8 protein-coding genes and 1 tRNA gene are annotated in these 19,760 nt (G+C 41.7%); 5 read left to right on the top strand and 4 right to left on the bottom strand.

The window, feature by feature from the left end; genetic code table 11:
- Positions 1–753: 753 nt before the first annotated feature.
- Positions 754–826, bottom strand: a tRNA-Val gene (locus tag G4P69_RS12075).
- Between the two features lie 104 nt (positions 827–930).
- On the opposite strand from G4P69_RS12075, the gene G4P69_RS12070 reads away from it, so the two are divergent.
- The 5 genes from G4P69_RS12070 (at position 931) to G4P69_RS12050 (ending at position 3,932) form a co-directional block, all read left to right on the top strand.
- Complete coding sequence (locus G4P69_RS12070) at positions 931–1,551, top strand: metal-binding protein (RefSeq protein WP_208341220.1); 621 nt, start codon at positions 931–933, stop codon at positions 1,549–1,551.
- On the top strand, positions 1,548–2,375 hold the full coding sequence (mazG, locus tag G4P69_RS12065; protein WP_208341219.1) for a nucleoside triphosphate pyrophosphohydrolase: 828 nt from the start codon (positions 1,548–1,550) through the stop codon (positions 2,373–2,375). The genes G4P69_RS12070 and mazG overlap by 4 nt, the downstream gene beginning before the upstream one ends.
- Positions 2,376–2,920: 545 nt before the next feature.
- On the top strand, positions 2,921–3,256 hold the full coding sequence (locus G4P69_RS12060) for a hypothetical protein (protein ID WP_208341218.1): 336 nt from the start codon (positions 2,921–2,923) through the stop codon (positions 3,254–3,256).
- Positions 3,257–3,291: 35 nt separating this feature from the next.
- Entirely contained in the window at positions 3,292–3,618 is a 327-nt protein-coding gene (locus G4P69_RS12055) for an MbtH domain protein (protein ID WP_208341217.1), read from the top strand.
- A gap of 77 nt (positions 3,619–3,695) precedes the next feature.
- Positions 3,696–3,932 (top strand): MbtH family protein, encoded by a 237-nt coding sequence (locus tag G4P69_RS12050; protein ID WP_208341216.1) that lies wholly within the window; start codon positions 3,696–3,698, stop codon positions 3,930–3,932.
- Between the two features lie 320 nt (positions 3,933–4,252).
- Here G4P69_RS12050 and G4P69_RS12045 read toward each other — a convergent pair whose 3' ends face one another.
- The 3 genes from G4P69_RS12045 to G4P69_RS12035 form a co-directional block, all read right to left on the bottom strand.
- Positions 4,253–7,438, bottom strand: coding sequence for a type I polyketide synthase (locus tag G4P69_RS12045; protein ID WP_208341215.1), 3,186 nt, complete (start codon positions 7,436–7,438; stop codon positions 4,253–4,255).
- Complete coding sequence (locus G4P69_RS12040) at positions 7,435–14,124, bottom strand: type I polyketide synthase (protein WP_208341214.1); 6,690 nt, start codon at positions 14,122–14,124, stop codon at positions 7,435–7,437. Before G4P69_RS12040 ends, G4P69_RS12045 begins: the two co-directional genes overlap by 4 nt.
- A 1-nt stretch (position 14,125) precedes the next feature.
- A partial coding sequence (locus G4P69_RS12035) for a type I polyketide synthase (protein ID WP_208349987.1) occupies positions 14,126–19,760 on the bottom strand: 5,635 nt, incomplete at its 5' end.

The following is a 19,760-nucleotide window of genomic DNA, read 5'->3' as shown; positions in this document are numbered from 1 at the left end:
CAATAGCCAAGCCTTTCTGGACACGGTAAGACTAAATTGGTTTTGTCAATGGCAGTTACGCTATAAATTAGCGCAGTACTTAGGTACCAGATTAATGTTTTACGAATTTGAGGGGGTAGGAGTCTATGATGCTTTTCAAGATGACGGGGCTGTCCCTCGCCCACTGTCAATTGAGCAATTGGCAGGCCAAAAATAGTGTTTTCCATCTCTGTTTTCGGCAATATTTCTAGCACTATTAGTGATTGACAATTTATTGATGACCTTAATGTCTCAAGAATTTCTAAGTAGTGACAAGTCAGTTCGTTTACCGACAATTGAGACAGGAGTTTTCCTTCCTGCTCCTTAAATATTGATGAGCGCATACCAAAACATAATTGGCGAAGGGGTTTTCCCCCCATTATTTTACTGCTGACGACCAAATTCATGAATCCTATTATAGCATCAATCAAAAAAATGCGAAATATTTTGACCTAACTCTAAGGGATGGATAATACAATCCCTTTAATCCGGATTTCTCACAATGATCTAAACGACTTGCCCAAAATGTTTACACTACACAGATGCGAGATAAAATACCCCGTTAAAGTATTTTCATAATCCGCACTGCGTGTAAAATACTCAAACTCTATACAGGATAAAGGTTTTGGTTTTAGGTATCGCAAAGATTGGGAGAAATGCGGGTTTAAGCCGTTGCACAAAATTATATTGTTTGATGGTAGACAGGGAACAGACACACTATATATATAATCGAAGTGGGTAGTACTGGACTCGAACCAGTGACATCCTGCTTGTAAGGCAGGCGCTCTACCAACTGAGCTAACCACCCGATTGCGCTTGTGAACTAATACTAGCACATAGATTTGCAAAACGCTATAGTATTTTGGAGAAAAATTTTGCAAATTCTCTAATTTAAAATTAAAAGTCGTTATTATGCCCTCTGGTCGGACGCACGATCGCATAACTTTATGGGCTTTGCCGTTTATCGCTGGTGTGACTTTCCTTGAGACTCACAGTGGTAATCTGACTTTATTGGTTGCAGGTGGGTTTATGTTCGGGGGATTGATGTTTGGTCCCGATTTAGATATTTACTCTCGTCATTACCAGCGCTGGGGTATCTTGCGCTTTATTTGGCTACCTTATCAAAAAAGTCTCCGTCATCGCTCTTTTTTATCCCATGGACCAATTATCGGCACAACGCTGCGAGTACTTTATTTAAGTATGGTAGTAAGCGTAGTGGTAATGTTTATTTTAGTGGTTGCGGAAAAACTGAGTAATACAACTGGCAGTTTACACTTATTCAAGAATAATTTTATACATGCAGTCATTCATCATAACATAGAGTTTCTTTTTCTATTCCTGGGGCTGGAACTTGGCGCTATGAGCCATTCACTTAGTGACTGGAGTAATTCTGCTTACAAACGCTTCCAAAAGCAAGGAGTTCAAGGATTGCTGCCACGTGCAAAAATGAAGAAACGTAAAGCAAGCAGTCGTGTTAATCGTCAAGCTAAACCAAAAAGTAGAAGAGTAGGGAGTAGGGGGAGATCTTCATGAATACTGATACCTTAGCGGCTTTGCAAGAATTAATTGATGTGGTGGCTAAATTAAGATCACCTGATGGTGGTTGTCCTTGGGATTTAGCACAAACTCCTCAAACGCTAACACCATATGTTATTGAAGAAGCTTATGAAGTTGTAGACGCGATCAATAATGGAGATAAACACGCGATCGCAGAAGAATTAGGCGACTTACTTTTACAAGTTGTCCTCCAAGCACAAATCGCTAGCGAAGATCAAGAATTCTCTCTCAAGGAAGTAGCGCAAGGTATATCACAAAAGCTTATTCGTCGTCATCCCCACGTGTTTGGGGATGTGACTGTCGAAAGCGTTGACGATGTAAGGCAAAATTGGGAACAAATCAAAGCACAGGAAAAAGGCGAACCCTCCCCAGAGAATCAAACACTTAGTCAGAAACTCATCGGCTACACTAGAAAACTTCCACCACTAATGGCGACAATGAAAATTTCCCAAAAAGCTGCTGCTGTGGGGTTTGAGTGGGAAAATATAGATGGCGTGTGGGAAAAGTTTAATGAGGAGTTGACAGAATTTCAACAAGCCTTAGCCCACGAAACACCAGAACGACAACAAGAAGAATTAGGTGATGTCCTGTTTTCCCTTCTCCAGCTTGCACGTTGGAATAATCTTGACCCTAGCGCTGCTTTACAGGGAACAAATCAGCGATTTATTCAACGTTTACAAAAAATGGAGGCATTTGCAACTCGCCCCCTCTCAGATTACAGTTTGAATGAGTTAGAAGAACTTTGGCAACAGGCCAAAAAACACTTAACTAATCAGCAGCAACATGGTAGTGATGGATAGTAATGATAAAATTAATCGAATGTTGATTAAACTGTAGAAAAAGGATAGTCTTTCATCAGAATAAATCTTGATGTCATATCAAAATCGTTTTCACTCAGCCATAAAAGGGAAAATAAAACTCCTCAATTTTGAAATATTGAGTAGTGCGGGTTAGAAACCTCTGTACCATCGCCAGGGATCAAGATACTCTAACTACATTTAAGAAATATGGTCGTGAAAATAGTTATGGTTTATGTCACAATAAAAACTAAGCTAATATGAGTCCAAGAAACTTAAACATCAGGAAAATTGGACATACAACGTCTATTTGTAACAAGCGATCGCTCTAAGACACTTCCATAGAGGCGCTCGCGCTTTAACAGATTCTATGAATAAATAACCACTAAGAGATATAAATAACTAAGGAGATGAAGCTAAAACCATGCATAAAATAGTTTGGTTGGTTTATTATTGTCAATGGCAGGTTTTCACGTCACAGAGGTGAGCCAACCAAAAGGTATCTTCAGTGCAATTGAAGCGAAAATTAAACGATAAGAGGTATCATTATGGCAACAATGGGGAAATATTGCAAAGCTTACTTGCTGAAAAATTTACGTCAGTTCAGTCAGTGGACTGAGCGAATTGAAAATGTCAGAAAAGAGAAGAAACAGGTAGATGGCAAGGAAGTTGAATTTGATAGACAACTCACCGATGATGATATTCTCTATCTGCAAGAAAATTATGTGGTCACAGATGGTATTTTCAAAGATGAAAATATAATTTTTGATAACGTAACTCCAGAATGGAAAGACTTTTGCACAAAGACTCTAGGTTTTGAAATTCCAGTTTATGAGCCTGTAACAGTCAACGCCTCAGGCTTTCAAAACAACGCTAAAGCTTAGTCATTTAAGAACAGGAAAAAATCAGCATAAACCGCATGAACGAGTTAGTACAACGTTTATCCCAAGGAAATCATTCTGTTGAAGCTAGTCTCAGACCAGAAAAAACTGTCGCCGCACTTAAAGAAAGTATTGATCGCTCTTATGTACATATAAAATTCACCGACACAAAGGGCGGTACTGAATTAGGCGTCAAACTTGATCCCGAAGCCTCTAATTTCAACTTGGCTGATTTCGAGCGTCAAGCGGGTAAGGTTCACTTAGTTGAAAACCTTACGCTGAATTACGTGAAAGTTAAATGTATTGCAGATATTGATCTGGAAACACTTGCGGGTTCAGGGCATCTTGAGCCCATAGAGGTATAAGCTATTCTTGTAGTGTAGGATACTCTCCCTTGGAGTTTTGTCATACAATCAAAGTCATAAACTAAAACGAGACGACAATGTATACAAATGACACAGAAGACAACACAATTTACAAAGTTGTTGTGAATCACGAAGAACAATATTCAATATGGCCTGCAGATCGTGAAAATGCTCTTGGTTGGAGGGATGCCGGCAAAAGTGGCCTCAAACAAGAATGTCTTGAATACATAAAAGAAGTCTGGACTGACATGAGACCACTAAGCCTGCGAAAGCAAATGGAAGAAGCCGCTAACAACAGCGTCGCATCATCATAATTTGCTTCCACATAAATATAATTCGCACAATTATAAACTGAGTTTTGAAGTAAATAAACAGCACCATTTGTAGGGGCGCAATGCCTTCCGCCCCTACGTGGTTTAAAAAGACCAAAAGATGATCATTAGACATCTCCAGAAATTGATGTAGGGGCGAACGGCGTACTCTGCGAGAAGCCAGAGGCTACGCCCTTAGCAAGGATTTCAAGGAACGCATAATTAATTTTCGGAAATGTATACTGCACAAGTTTGTGACGAAATTGTCTTCGGTTTGTAGTTGCGCTTTAGCGCTAAAGCGCAACTACGAACCAAAACACTTTCTAAATTTCCTCATTAAGTAGAAATTGAATTTCTTTAAGTTCGTCTTGAAGAGCCGTGGCAATTAGTTCTTCTTTAATGGCATTCTCGATCGCGTGTTCATCTAGCGGCTTTAGTTCACCATTTGTTTGATAGTTATCAATCTCATTTTTTTCCTCTAATTCTCCCAAAAAAACCTTGGTAATCAAATACTTAGCAAGCTCTTGAATATTAAAATGCTCAGACAATGTTGTGACTGAAATAGGACTCTCAAAACTTGTCTCTAATAGATTTCTGAGTTTAAGCATCATGGAATAGTCCATGCCCATGTCAAAGAATCCTAACTGTGAATCTGGGGTTTGGGAGTCATCTAATCCTAACAATTGACCAACCACACCTTGCAGGTAATGTATTGTTAGCTGTAGGCGATCTCTCTGTGCTGTTTTCTCAAGTTGTTGTAAAAGGCCTGAATCTTTTTCTGAAAACTGACCATAGTCTTGAATCCGAGTCGTTAAAATCTTTAAGAGTTTAGGTAGCAATTTTTGCTCTTGCTCTGTCAGACGTTCAGAAAAATTCAACTCTTCTACTAACTTCTGTTGATCAATTTGATTCAGTATTTTAGCAATTGGATTAAGACCATTCTCTTGAATATCTTTTTGATGTCCATTTTTAGAAGTTTCAACCCAATAGCGTTGTCGCTGAAATGGATAGGTTGGCAAGACTACTTTGCTACGGATATAATCTTTGTCAAACTCTGACCAATCCACCTTCACCCCTTTCACATACAACTGCCCTAAACTTGAGAGCATCTGTTGCCAATCTTCTTCAGGCGGATGCAGGGAAGGTAACCATACTCCAACATTCTCTGGCAAATATTGGCGACTTATTTCCAACAGTATAGGCTTGGGAGCGATTTCTAAGAACAATTGACACCCCTGTTGCTGTAGAGCTTGTATGCTTTCAGCAAAGTGCACAGGTTGCTGGATGTGATTCACCCAATATTGAGATGAAGTGATTTCATCACCTACCCGTTTACCAGTGACATGAGAAATAAGTGGTATCTGAGGCTGACTGTAGGTTATTTGATTGGCTACTGCTTCAAACTTCACCTCGTTACCATCAGGCGATTTCTGCATTAACCGTCCCCGAGTTGCAATTAATTTGAGACCGTCTTCGAGGCTAAATACTTTTGCTACACAGGCTGCCACATATTCCCCTACGCTGTTACCGATGATTACATTTGGTTTTATCCCCCAAGATTGCCACAACTTAGCCAAAGCATATTCTATAGCAAATAGGGCTGGTTGGCTGTATGCGGGTTGGTCTAGTAGAGATGAAATTTGTTTATCTGTTGTTTCAGGATATAGAACCGAAAGCAGGGGATGTTCTAACTCATATTGGAGTATTTTATCACATTGATCAATAGTTTTGCGGAATAATGGGGATTTTTGATACAGTTGTTTCCCCATTTGTACATACTGAGAACCTAGATCGGTGAATAAGAAGGCTACTTTCGGCGAACTTGCATTGCTAGGTAATTGCCCAGAAAAGAGTCCAGTTACCTCCTGTGTTTGTAAATGATGGAGTTTTTCGGCTAATTCTTGTTTGCTAGTAGCGATCGCAGCTAGTCGATGCTTAAAGTGGGATCGTCCGGTATTTGCTGTATAACAAATATCTGCTAGTTCTAATTCCGCATTATTCTTATTTTCCAGATGATTGCGGTAACGACTGACTAACTCTTCCATAGCTTTTGGCGTTTTTGCTGATAGAGTTAATAGATGAAGTGAACGTTCGCTGCTGGAATTCTCTCTTTTCGCTGGAATGGGGGCTTGTTCTAAAACGACATGGGCATTAGTACCACTAAAACCAAAAGAGCTAACCCCCGCAATTCGTTTTTGGGAATCAACTGACCAAGGAGTCAGTTTATTTGGTACACTAACTGGCAGTTTATCCCAGTTGATGTGAGGATTAGGCGTCTTCAGATGCAAATGGGGAACAACTTCCTGGTGTTGCAATTGTAGGACGACCTTAATGAGACCTGCTATACCCGCAGCCGCTTCTAAATGACCCATGTTGGTCTTGAGTGAACCAATCATCAAGGGATCTTCTTGGGAATGACTCCCACCAAAAACTGCCCCTAATGCCCCCACTTCAATGGGGTCTCCCAAAGGTGTACCTGTACCGTGGGCCTCAATATAACTGACTTGGAATGGTTCAACCCCTGCATTTTTTAAAGCCTCAGAAATGACTTTCTGCTGGGATGGTCCATTAGGTACTGTCAACCCACCAGAAGGACCATCATGGTTAATGGCAGAGCCTCGAATCAATGCTAATATATTGTCTTGGTTTTTAATCGCATCTGAGAGTCGCTTGAGGACAATGACACCACAACCTTCCCCCCGCACATAACCATCCGCATCCGCATCAAAGGTTTTACAACTTCCCTCAGGAGATAACATTCTTGCTTGTGAGAAGACGATGCTCAATTCTGGCGAGAGCAGCAAGTTTACCCCACCTGCTAAAGCAAGACTACACTCCTTCTTACGCAAGCTTTGACAGGCCAGATGAACAGCAACTAAGGAGGAAGAACAGGCGGTATCTACGACCAAACAAGGGCCAGTTAATCCCAGAAAGTATGAAAGTCTTCCGGCAGCAGTACTGAGAGCATTGCCAGTGCCAAAATAAGTATTGAGTTCCTTAGCTACTGAGAGTCTTCTAGCGTAATCATTATTACTAATACCAATAAATACCCCTGCAGGGCTTTCATATAAATTTTCAGGGACTTGATGAGAATCTTCTAAAGCCTGCCAACTGACTTCCAGTAATAAGCGCTGTTGGGGGTCGAGACTCATGGCTTCCCGAGGTGAAATATTAAAAAAACTCGCATCAAACGTCTCTACCTCATTGACAAAACTGCCGTGACGTGCGTACATTTTGCCAATAGTATCTGGGTTAGGGTCATAGTAGGAATCGGCATCCCATCGGTTTTTTGGGACTTCGGTGACTGTATCGACTCCATCGCGCAAGATCCCCCATAATGCTGCTGGATGATCAACTCCTCCAGGGAATCGGCAGCCCATACCAACAATTGCAATTGGTTCAGTCTGGGCATACTCTAATGCATCCAACTTAGATTGCATGTTCTCTATTTGAAGTAGACCATCTTCCAGCAAAGACCTATAGTCTATACTTCTCGGCTCTTGCTTCATTTTATGTTTTCCCGTTTGAGACTAGATAGTTTTTGGGCAAATAGGTTAGCAATTTCATCTTGAGACATTTCTTTTAAATGCTCTTTTAATTGCTCTGAGGAATCAGCCTCCTGCTCTGTGGCTTTTAAGTTAACATCAGATGAAACAAAAAACTCCACAGAAAGGACATCTGACACCAGATAATCCACCAACTTCTCCAATGTAGGATAGTCAAATAGGACAGTAGAACTGATGGATTCTCCTAAACTGGATTGGAGATGATTTCTCAGCTCCACAGCCATCAAAGAATCTATTCCCAACTCAAGTAACGATTCTCGTAACCCTATCTGCTCAGGTATTGTTATCCCGACAACTTTGGCTGCTTGTTCCCGAACATGACTCACTAACAAGTCCCAACGCTGTTCCACTGGAGTCGCATTTAGTCGCTGGATAAAATCGGATTTCCTGATCTTTAACTGCCCCACCGTGGAAGTAAAAGCTTCCAAAAACGGCATCTTAGTCCCAACAGGTAACTGTTTCAAGAAATCGGACCAGTTGATCGACAAGACTCCCACCTGAGTAGCATCTTGTGCCAACAAGCCAGCCAATATCTGCAAACCTCCTTCAGCAGAAATGGAACTGAATCCCTGAGCCAAGATTCGATTCTGATGCTGGCTTCCCAGGCGTGCAGCCATTCCTTTTTCGGCCCACGGTCCCCAGTTAATACTCAGTCCCGGTAAACCTATTCCCCGTCGATAGTGAACCAAGGCGTCCATGAAAGCATTAGCTGCTGAATAATTCCCTTGCCCTGGTGACCCTAGCACCGAAGCGATGGAAGAGAAACAGATGAAAAAGTCCAACGGTAGATGCTCAGTCAAGGTATGCAGGTACCAAGCCCCTTGTACTTTCGGTGCCATCACTTGTGTAAATCGCTCCCAACTCATCTGCTGCATTAAACCATCATCCAATACCCCCGCTGCATGAACTATACCTCGTAGCGGTGGTAAAGATGTTTCAATAGACTCCAGAATTTTAGTCACATCTTCTTCTTGGGAAATATCCCCACACAGAACTAAAACCTGTACTCCTGCCTTTTGCAATTCTTCAATGCTTTGTTGAGATAAATCTGATGGCGGCTTACGTCCAGTCAGGACTAAATGTTTGGCTCCTTGTTGTGCCATCCACTTCGCTGTATGTAACCCCAGTACTCCCAAACCCCCAGTAATTAAGTAACTGGCGTCGGGTTGGATAGAAGCTGGTTTTTCATCAGCTTGTTCCATCGATACTATCACCTTGCCAAGGTGTTTGCCTTGCTGCATGTAGCGGAAAGCTTCCACAACCTGTTCGATGTTAAAGACTTTATGCGGTAAAGGCTTGAGAACACCTTGTTCAAATTGCTGTCCCAAACAGTCCATGATTTGGCTTATTAAACCCGGATTTTCCTGGGCCACTTCCCCTAAGTCGAAGGGAAAATACTGAGCATCTGGTCTAGTCTGTTTGACCTGATTTTCATCCCAAATCCCGATTTTGCCAATTTCAACGAACCGTCCGTTGGTTGCTAAAACCTCAAAGCTCTTGGGAATAAATTCCCCATTCAGACTATTGAGCACCACATCCACTCCCCGTCCCTGGGTGAGATTCATGATTTCTGCGGCAAAATCTAAAGTCCGGGAGTTCATCACATGTTCCACGCCCATAGATTTGAGAAAATCCCATTTAGGGGGGCTTGCTGTGGCAAATATTTCTGCTCCTGCAAGTTGTGCTATCTGCACTGCTGCTTGCCCCACTCCTCCTGCTGCAGCATGAATTAAGACTCGGTCTCCTGGCTTAATTTTGGCTAGGTTATGTAACCCATGATAAGCAGTGGAGAAGACTAAGGGAATGGTTGCTGCTTCAAATGAGTTCATTTGTTTGGGTTGAGGCACGACCAGATCTGCTTTGGTGGTGATAAAGCTACTCAAAGCACCAGGCAGAAGGTTTGCCATCACTTCATCCCCCACTTGCAAATGGGAAACTCCTTCTCCAACTGCCACAATTGTGCCTACACATTCAAACCCAAAGGTCAGTTGTTCTGCACTGGTAATGCCGAGATGTTCGGCATAGTAATCTTTCAGCAGCCCTAAAGCATTCAGTACATCGCGGAAATTCAGTCCCACAGTTTTCACTCTTATTTCCACTTCCTGTGAACCTGGGGAGCGACGTTCCATTGGTTGTAAGCTCAAGTTGTCTAACAACCCATACTCTGATAACTTTAGTTGGAATGGTTGTTGTGAAGGAATTTCTAATCTGCCCTGTATCAATGTTAGCGCTTTTTGTTGCCGTGTTAACCTTGCAACATGACGTACCTGTTGACGGTAAGCGATTTGGTTTTCATCACCTGGGGATAATAATTCCTGCAACAAAGCTGGTACTGCTTGGACATCTTCTATAGTAGGATCTAGGTCTAAACATCGGCATTGTAATTCTCCATTTTCCAGGGCAATTGTTCGACCCAGTCCCCACAGAGGGCTTTGTTGGTATTGTAGCGGAAGGGACTTGTTACCTACTGATTGAGCTCCTTGCGTCACTAGCCACAATGGCGGGGGACTTTTTAGAGCTTGATTTTTTACTATAGCTTGTACTAAATGAAGCACGCTGCCACAACCCAATTCTTGGGATTTTTGCAAATCCTGTGTTTCTTGTAAACTCCACAGGTGGACAATTCCTCGTAGTGGGGGTTGTTGCTCTAAGCTGTCTTGCAATAAACGCGGGAAGTCACTAGCATGAATCGGATTGATTTGATAATGTTGGGAGTCTAACTGCTGATAATTTTCACCTAGTGTCACTAAGATACAATTCTGACCCTGCTGTTCTAAGGATTCTGCCAGATGTTTGCCTATACCTGTGGCTGGGGAAAACAGTAGCCAGCTTCCTGGTTTTGTTAAGTCTATCGATTGGTTTTCAGGTGAAGTTGATTGCGGTTGCCAATGGATTTGATATAACCAATGACTGGTATCTGGTGTTAGAGTATTGAGTAAAGCTTGGCGAGAAGTACGTAATACGGTTAAACCTTCTACTTCAGCTACGGCTATTCCCTGTTCATCCAATATCCGCACATCACCTGTCAAAGTTCTTTCATTGGCTTTGATTGCACCTATCTCTACTTGGCTCCACAGATGATGGCTCGCAGGACGATAAACTTGCAGCCGTTTGATGTTGACTGGTAAGTAAGTGTTCTGATTTTCATCTTGATCAAAGGCAGCAGCTAACACATGGAAGCTAGCATCTAAAAGCACGGGGTGCAGTTGATATTTTGTTGCTTCTAAGACTAAGGTTTCTGGTAACTGAATTTTCCCTAGTGCTTTTCCTGGACTGCGCCACAGTTGCTCAACAGCTTGGAAACTTGAACCGTAATCAATGCCTCTATCACTATACTCTTGGTAGAAGTCTTGAGGTGATATCTGTTGATTATACTGGGCTTGAATGGTTCTTAAGTCTGTTTTTTCTAGTTCCCCATCCTGATCCCCTGCCAGCAATTTTCCTTCAGCATGTAAAGTCCAAGTCGATTTTGAGTTCTGAGAATCTACCTTCAGACTGAAAATTTCGAAGCTATAGGTTTGCGCTTCTTGTGGGGTTAATACGACCTGAATAGTTTTGATTTCTTCTTCTGATAAAATTAGTGCTTGTTGAATAACAATATCTTCTAAAATTAAATTTTCTGAGTTGAATATAGTTGCACCTGCTGCTAAAGCTATTTCCAGATAACCCGCCCCTGGAAAAACAGGTTTAGAAAACACACAATGGTGTTTCAGGTAAGTTGGATGGGCTGCACTGAGTAGGCACTCAAAACGAATTTGCTGATCTAAGCCTGCTAAATGCAATCTCCGACCAAGTAGAGGGTGAACATTCTCATGGTTTGACAAAAATTGTGTTTTATTTGTCAGATTATTATCTGTCTCCCAATACCGCTGCCGTTGAAAGGGATAGGTAGGCAACACTACTTTACTGTGAGAATAATCTTTCTCAAACCCTAACCAATCTACTTTCACTCCCTGTACATATAATTCTCCCAAGCTCTGTAGCATTTGTTGCCAGTCTTCTTGCCCTGGACGCAAAGAAGGCAACCAAACCCTAACTCCTTCTGGCAAACACTGTCTTCCCATCCCTAACAATATTGGTTTGGATCCAATTTCTAGGAAGATTTCATAACCTTCTTGGTACAATGTCTCCATGCTTTGAACGAACTTCACTGGTTGGCAGACATGATTTACCCAATAGTTCGCTGTTGCAATGCTCTTGTCTGCTCTCTCTCCTGTGATATTTGATATCAGTGGAATCCGAGGTTGATGGTAGGTTATTTGATTGGCTACTGCTTCAAATTCCGCTAACATTGGTTCCATTAAGGGTGAATGGAAGGCGTGGGATACTTGTAGCTGTTTGGTCTTGATTCCTTCTGCTTCTAAGCTCTCCCTCAGTGTTCCAATGGCTTCTGCTTCACCAGAAATGACAATGCTAGTAGGTCCGTTGATGGCTGCTATTGCCACTTTTTCTTTGTACGGGGCAATGAGTTGATTTACTTTCTCTTGGGATCCCATCACGGCTAACATCTTACCAACTTTCGGTAACTGTTGCATTAACCGTCCCCGATGGGCTATCAGTTTTAATCCATCTTCTAAACTAAATACTCCTGCCACACAAGCTGCTACATATTCCCCAACACTATGACCCATCAGCCCATTTGGTTTAATTCCCCATGATTCCCATAACTTCGCTAGGGCATATTCAACGGCAAATAGCGCTGGTTGAGTATAAGCGGTTTGGTCTAGTGAGTTGGATTCATCTATAGTTTGAGGATAAAGAATTTTTAGTAGAGGATGTTTTAACTCTGAACGGAGGATTTGGTCACATTGGTCTAGGGCTTGGCGGAAAGTCGGCTGAGTTTCATACAGTTGTCTTCCCATATCCACATATTGGGAACCTTGGCCTGTGAATAGGAAAGCTACTTTGGGTGAACTGCTACTACTTGGTAGTTGTTGTGAAAATTTTCCTGCTACTTGTGATCCGGCTTTGTGTTGCAGAAGTTTTTCTGTGAGTTCCTGTTGTTCAGAAGCGATAACGGCTAGGCGATGGTTGAAGTGGCAACGTCCTGTGTTAGCTGTATAACATACATCTCCAATTGCTAATTCTGGATGAGTTTCTAAATGATTATGATAACTACTGACTAACTCACAAAGAGCTTTTTCTGTTTTTGCCGATATGGCTAATATATGGAGTGGACGTTCTAAATTATCTTCACTTTTGCGTTGTGATTTTTGACTTTTGACTTGCTCAGCAACTTCTTCCACAACTATATGGGCATTAGTACCTCCCATGCCAAAAGAACTAATCCCTGCTATTCTTGCTTGCCCTGGACAAGACCAAGGCATTAATGAGGTAGGAATTTTTATCGGTAATTTATCCCAATCTACATGGGGGTTAGGTTGCTTTAAGTGTAAATGAGGTGGGATTTCCTGATGTTGAAGTGCTAAAACCACCTTAATCAAAGATGATACACCTGCTGCTGCCTCTAAATGCCCAATATTAGTCTTCACTGAGCCAACAATTAAGGGCTGATCGACTGAACGATTTTTGCCGTATACTGCTGCTATAGCTTCTATCTCTATGGGATCTCCTAAAGAAGTTCCTGTACCGTGAGCCTCGACATAGCTTATTTGATGGGGTTCTAACTTGGCATTTGTCAGAGCTTCTTGAATAACCTGTTTCTGAGCCATTCTATTGGGAACCGTTACACCACTACTTGGTCCATCGTGGTTAACAGCAGACCCTCGAATAACTGCTGAAATTAAATCACCATCAGCAACAGCGTCGGACAAACGCTTCAAAACTACAACACCACATCCTTCTCCCTGACCATAACCATTGGCAGAGGCATCGAAAGTCTTGCAACGACCATCTGGGGATAGTGCTTTCAATTGGCAGCGACCAATAGTGCTGGTGGGCGATAATATCAGATTCACTCCACCTACTAATGCTAGGTTGGATTCTCCTGAACGCAAGCTCTGAGAAGCCAGATGGATAGCAACTAGAGAACTTGAACAAGCTGTGTCTACCTGTATATTAGGCCCTTGCAAACCCAATAGATGGGAAATACGACCTACACCAACACTTCTATTATTACGAACAGCAGAGGGAATACCTGTAGCACTTTGATTTTGGTGCATTAGACTCAGGGCAGAATAGTCATCTGTGGAGATCCCCATGAAAACACTTGTCTTGCTATTCTTCAGGTTAGCCCATGTTTGTCCAGCATTTTCCAGTGCTTCCCATGTCACTTCCAAAAGTAGTCTGTACTGAGGATCTAAACCAATCGCTTCCCGAGGAGAAATTCCAAAAAACAGGGGATCGAACTGGTCAACTTGATCAATAAATCCACCCTCTTTAGTGTAGGTTTTTCCAGCAGTTTGTGGGTCTGGATCGTAATAAGTATCAACATCCCAACGCTCTTGAGGCAATTGTGTAATGGCATCTATTCCATGATGTAATAAGTTCCAGTATGTCGATGGGTCATTAGCATCACCAGGAAATCGACATGCCATGCCAACAATAGCGATTGGTTCAGTTTTGGCTTTATTGACTGCTTCGAGCTTACTACGCATTTCCTTGAGAGCTTGAAGCACTTGTGGAGATGAGAAACTTTGTTGGGTTGTTTGAGAAATATCACTAGTCATTTTAGTTCTTCTCCATTAGCAAAGCCTGGATTTCTTGTAATTCTGTGACGATCGCATGATCAATTTCTCCTTGCATTTCTCTATTAAGAGGAGGTATGTCTTGCAGATTTTGACTGTTTTTAATATCAATTCCTTGGTCTTGACCTTCTGGGAAAATTTCCTTAATTAAGTATTCTGCCAAGTCTTGGATATTAGAAGTTTCAAACAATGTTGCTGTACTAATAGAACAACCAAAACTAGAAAGCAACAGATTTCTCAGTTCGATAGCCATCAATGAATCCATCCCCATTCTAAAGAATCCTAACTCTGGCTCAGGAAGTTTAGATTGCGAGAATCCTAATAGGTTACCTATTTTTATTTGAAGGTAATGAATCATAATTTGCTGGCGTTCAATGTCTACCGCTGCTGCCAGTTGTGCCAAAATTTCTTGACTTTTGGTTTCTTGACTCTTGGTTTCTGTTTGTTGTTTTGAAACCAATGCTTCTAAGCATGGCATTTTTACACCACCAGGCAAATTTTTCTCAAATTTCGACCAATTTATCGGAAATACTCCTACTTGATTCACTGGCTGTGATAATAGCTCTCCTAATATCTGTAATCCTTTCTCTTGAGTTATAAAACTCATTCCTGTTGTGCGTAGCCGACTTTTATGTTGACTTTCTAGACGAGCTGCCATTCCCCCTTGCTCCCAAGGTCCCCAGTTAATGCTTAATCCTGGTAATCCTATACTCTGACGATAGTAAGCTAAAGCATCCATAAAGGCATTCGCCGCAGCATAGTTTCCTTGACCTGTTGAACCAAGTAAGGATGTTACGGAGGAAAAACAAACAAAAAAGTCTAGTGGTAGTTTCTGAGTTAAGTTATGCAAATGCCAAGCTCCTTGTAATTTTGGAGCCATAACTTTACTAAAACGCTCCCAATTCATCTGCTGTAAAACACCATCATCTATGACTCCTGCTGCATGAATCACACCTCGTAACGGTGCAACAGATTCCTCTATCAGCTTCAAGATGCTAGCGAGATCTTGTTCTTTTGATATATCTCCTAGTTGGACTGATATTTTTGCTCCTGTTTGTTCCAACTGGTGAATAGTTTCCTGTACCTTTTGTGAGGGGGGGCGACGCCCGGTTAATACTATATGTCGCGCTCCCTGTTTAATCATCCATTTAGCTACTTCCAATCCCAAAGCTCCCAGACCACCAGTTACTAAGTAAGTTCCTTTGGTTTTTAGTGTTATTTGTTGCTGTTGCTCTGAGTTTTGGTCCTGCGAGCGCCTGACTAATCTAGCTACATAACGCTCTTTTCCACGGATTGCTATTTGGTCTTCATCATCCGGATTTAATATTTCCTTGCCTAATGCTTCTAATGTTTCTGAGCTTTGAATTTGGTCCAAATCAACTCGCCTACATTTTAGCTCTGGGTGTTCTAATGCTATTACCCGACCCAACCCCCATACAGGTGCTTGCTGTACTTTCACTCGCTGTTGATTTTCTGCTACATTTTGTGTTTCTTGGGTCACTAACCATAGAGGTACGATTGATTTCGGTTCTGATCCCATTGCTTGCACTAAATGTAGTACGCTTGCACACCCAAGTTCTTGAGAAGTTTCCAACTCTTCTGTTGAGGTATTAATATTCCATAAATGGACTACTCCTTCTAATTGATTTTGAGTAGTCAACAATTCTTTTATTAGTTGTTTAAACTCTTGGGCATTGGTGGGGTTTAGTTGATAATGTTGCTTGTCTAAGTGTTTATAGTTTGAGCCTGGAGTTATGATGACACAATTCTTATTTTGTCTTTCTAAAACTGTTTGTAACTCTTGCGTTTCTTCGTCAGCAGCAAATATTAGCCAGGTACCTGGTTCCTTAGTTGAAATTGATTTTTCTTGTTGAGATTTTGCGAGTTTCCATTTCAATTCGTAAACCCATTGTTTCACCGCCACTTGTGAGTAAGTTAACAATTGATTTAGAATTTCTTGGTTCAATTGATAATTTTGCTCTTTGGGAATTTTTTCCTGTTTCTTAGCCGTTAATAATACATAGCTTGCTAATCCTTTTCTGAGTAGCTTTCCTAACTGATTGTAGGAGCGAAAGGCAGCTTTAATGTTTTCGTCATCACTTTTTTCATTTAATTCATTTAGATTTTCTTCAAATTCAGGATCGTACAAATAGTTAGCTATTTCCTGACTGATATCTATGGCTTTGATGAATTGCAGATTATTTGTTGATAGCAGTTCTACCCAATGCTGTTTGGTAATAAAGTAAGACGATGTTTCTTCATGATCGATATCAAAGTCTCCATTAGCAATAAAATCTGCCATGACTAATAATCCTTCTTCCTGAAGGTGCCTACTTATATTAGAAAATAACAGGGATTTATTTTTAATATGATGAGCTACTTCAAATCCAAATATTAGGTTATAGTTATCAGGAAATTCCTCTTTGGAACTATCTCGGTTAAAAATTTGTATCTGCTCTTGTAGTTGATATGCCTTAACTTGGTTTGTAGCAAATTTAGCTTGTTCACTAGAAATTGTATAACCATTCAGTTGCAGATGTGGGTAAGTTTTGCCTAATGTGATTAAATCTGATCCATATCCACAACCAAAATCTAATACTTTCTTACACGACGAGAAATCTACTTGTGCAAAACACAGATTTCTTAGCTCTTTCTGTGACTCTTGCAAAGCTATTTGATATGCTGGGTTTTGATGGGGCTTTGTAAACACTTTTACCCAGGAAAAACCAGGAATAATTTCTGGTAATATACCAAAGGTTATAAATTGTAGTGATGTACCTTGTGTCTGTTCTTCTTGGATTAACTTTCCTTTACTAACTTCTGTAAAGGAATTATAGTAATCATGAACTACATTGCCTTTAAATTGAGAAGAATTTTGATGACGATTAGTTAAAATCCTTAGCAACTTGGGCAACAATTTTTGTTCGTCTTCCGTTAATCGTTCCGATAGTTTCAGTTCTTGAATTAACCCCTCTGTATCACCTTGATTAAGTAATTTGACAACTAAACTTGAACTTTCATTAACGGTTCTCTCATATTTGCTTTTGGCAGTATCTATCCAATAACTTTCTCTCTGAAAGGGATAGGTGGGCAATGCTACCTTCTGACGAGTATAATTTTGGTCAAACTCAGACCAATTTACTTTCACTCCCTGCACATACAATTGTCCTAAACTAGAAAGCATCTGTTGCCATTCATCCACACCTGAACGTAATGATGGCAACCATACTCCCACTTCTTCTGGGATACAAGAACGCCCCATGCCTAACAAAATTGGTTTAGGTCCAATTTCTAAGAAAACTTGATAGTTTTGTTCGTGCAAAGCTGCCATGCTTTGGGCAAACCTGACTGGTTGGCAGACATGATTTACCCAATAGTTAGCTGTCGCGATACTATCGTCGGCTCTGACACCTGTAACATTCGATATCAGTGGTATTCGTGGTAGATTGTAGGTCAGTTGCTTGGCTACTGCTTCAAATTCAGCCAACATCGGTTCCATCAAGGGTGAATGAAAGGCATGAGATACTTGTAGCCGTTTGGTTTTGATTCCTTCTGATTCTAAGCTGTCGATGATGCTTTTAATGGCTTCTGTTTTCCCAGAAATTACGACACTTTCGGGTCCATTGAGCGCGGCGATAGCAACTTGCTTGGCAATGGGGGTAATGAATGTACGTACTTGAGACTCTGATGCCATCACTGAAACCATTTCTCCCCCTGAGGGCAACTGTTGCATCAACCGTCCCCGCGTCGCTATCAGTTTCAGACCATCCTCTAAGCTAAAAATTCCTGCCACACACGCTGCTATATATTCTCCGACACTATGACCCATAACGACATCCGGCTTAATGCCCCAAGATTCCCATAACTTAGTGAGGGCATATTCAACGGCAAATAGCGCAGGTTGGGTATACGCTGTTTGGTCGAGTTTGGATTCATCGATAGTGTGAGGATAAAGAACTTCTAGTAGAGGATGTTCTAACTCTGTTCGGAGGATTTGGTCACATTGGTCGAGGGCTTGGCGGAAAACTGGCTGTGTTTGATACAGTTGCCGCCCCATATTCAGATATTGGCTACCTTGTCCAGTGAAGAGGAATGCCACTTTGGGTGCACTGGTGCTACTTGGCAGTTCTTTTGAGAAGATTCCACCTACTTCCTGCCCGGTGGCGTAGTTTAGTAGTTTTTCGGCTAATTCCTGTTGGTTGGAGGCGATCACCGCTAGGCGATGGTTAAAGTGCGCTCGCCCGGTATTTGCTGTATAACAAATGTCTGCTAGTTCCAATGCCGCATGATTCTGATTTTCCAGATGATTGCGGTAACGACTGACTAAATCGTCTAGAGCTTTTGGAGTTTTTGCCGACAGGGTTAATAGATGAAGTGGACGTTCGCTGGAATTCTCTCTTTTCGCTGGAATGGGGGCTTGTTCTAAAACAACATGGGCATTGGTCCCACTCATGCCAAAAGCACTAACCCCTGCAATTCTGGGTTTCTGTTGACCAGACCAAGGCATGTGTGAAGTTGGAACCACTAAAGGGAATTCATTCCAAGGAATGCGAGGATTTGGGGTAGAAAAATGCAAATGAGGTGGTATTTCCTCGCAATCCAGCGATAACACTACTTTAATTAGACCAGCTACTCCCGCTGCTGCCTCTAGGTGACCAAGGTTAGTTTTTACAGAACCGATGACTAAGGGGTTAGAACGGCTACGATTGGCACATAATACGGATGCCAAAGCTGCCACTTCAATAGGATCTCCCAGTGATGTCCCAGTCCCATGAGCTTCTATGTAATTGATTTCAGTTGGGTCTACCTTAGCATTGCTCAGGGCTTGACGAATTAAATTCTCCTGAGCCATTTGATTAGGAACAGTTAAACCACTACTCGCTCCATCATGATTAACTGCTGAGCCTCGAATCATCGCCCAAATTCGGTCTCCATCTGCGATCGCATCCGACAGTCGCTTGAGGATAACGACACCACAACCCTCGCTGCGACTAAACCCATCTGCACTAGCATCAAAGGTCTTGCAGCGACCATCTAGGGAAAGGGCTTTAGCTCTGGACAAAAGTATTGTTCCCTCTGGAAAGAGATTGAGGTTAACACCCCCAGCTATCACCAAATTAGACTCTTTATTTCGTAAGCTCTGACAAGCTAAGTGTACAGCTACTAAAGAAGAAGAACAAGCAGTATCAATCGCCATATTAGGACCTTGCGATCCCAGAATAAAGGCAAGACGTCCTGATGCAAAAGACAAACCGTTCCCTGTACCATCATAAATACTTAGCTGGTTATGATGTTCAGGGCTCGCCGCTTGCAATCTACTATATTCGGTTTGTGTCACACCAAAAAAGATTCCTGTCTGGCTATTTTCTAGATTTGGCGGTGCAATTCCAGCATGTTCTAATGCTTCCCAGCTCACTTCTAACAGCAATCGGTGTTGCGGATCAAGGCTAAGAGTTTCTTTGGGAGAAATACCAAAAAACTGTGGGTCAAATTCATCTATATGACGTAAAAATCCACCAGAGCGTGTGTAAACTTTACCAGGAGCATCTGGGTTAGAATCATAATACTCATCTATATTCCATCGGTCTTGTGGAACCTCAGTTATAGAATCTACTTTA

Origin of the sequence: Aetokthonos hydrillicola CCALA 1050 (assembly GCF_017591665.1) — a bacterium.
In the GTDB taxonomy this organism is placed as follows: domain Bacteria; phylum Cyanobacteriota; class Cyanobacteriia; order Cyanobacteriales; family Nostocaceae; genus Aetokthonos; species Aetokthonos hydrillicola.
This window is presented reverse-complemented; position numbering and strand designations above follow the sequence as displayed.

Coding starts and splice junctions, on each gene's coding strand:
- G4P69_RS12070 (WP_208341220.1), top strand. CDS start 931: ATGCCCTCTGGTCGGACGCACGATCGCATAACTTTATGGGCTTTGCCG.
- mazG (WP_208341219.1), top strand. CDS start 1,548: ATGAATACTGATACCTTAGCGGCTTTGCAAGAATTAATTGATGTGGTG.
- G4P69_RS12060 (WP_208341218.1), top strand. CDS start 2,921: ATGGCAACAATGGGGAAATATTGCAAAGCTTACTTGCTGAAAAATTTA.
- G4P69_RS12055 (WP_208341217.1), top strand. CDS start 3,292: ATGAACGAGTTAGTACAACGTTTATCCCAAGGAAATCATTCTGTTGAA.
- G4P69_RS12050 (WP_208341216.1), top strand. CDS start 3,696: ATGTATACAAATGACACAGAAGACAACACAATTTACAAAGTTGTTGTG.
- G4P69_RS12045 (WP_208341215.1), bottom strand. CDS start 7,438: ATGAAGCAAGAGCCGAGAAGTATAGACTATAGGTCTTTGCTGGAAGAT.
- G4P69_RS12040 (WP_208341214.1), bottom strand. CDS start 14,124: ATGACTAGTGATATTTCTCAAACAACCCAACAAAGTTTCTCATCTCCA.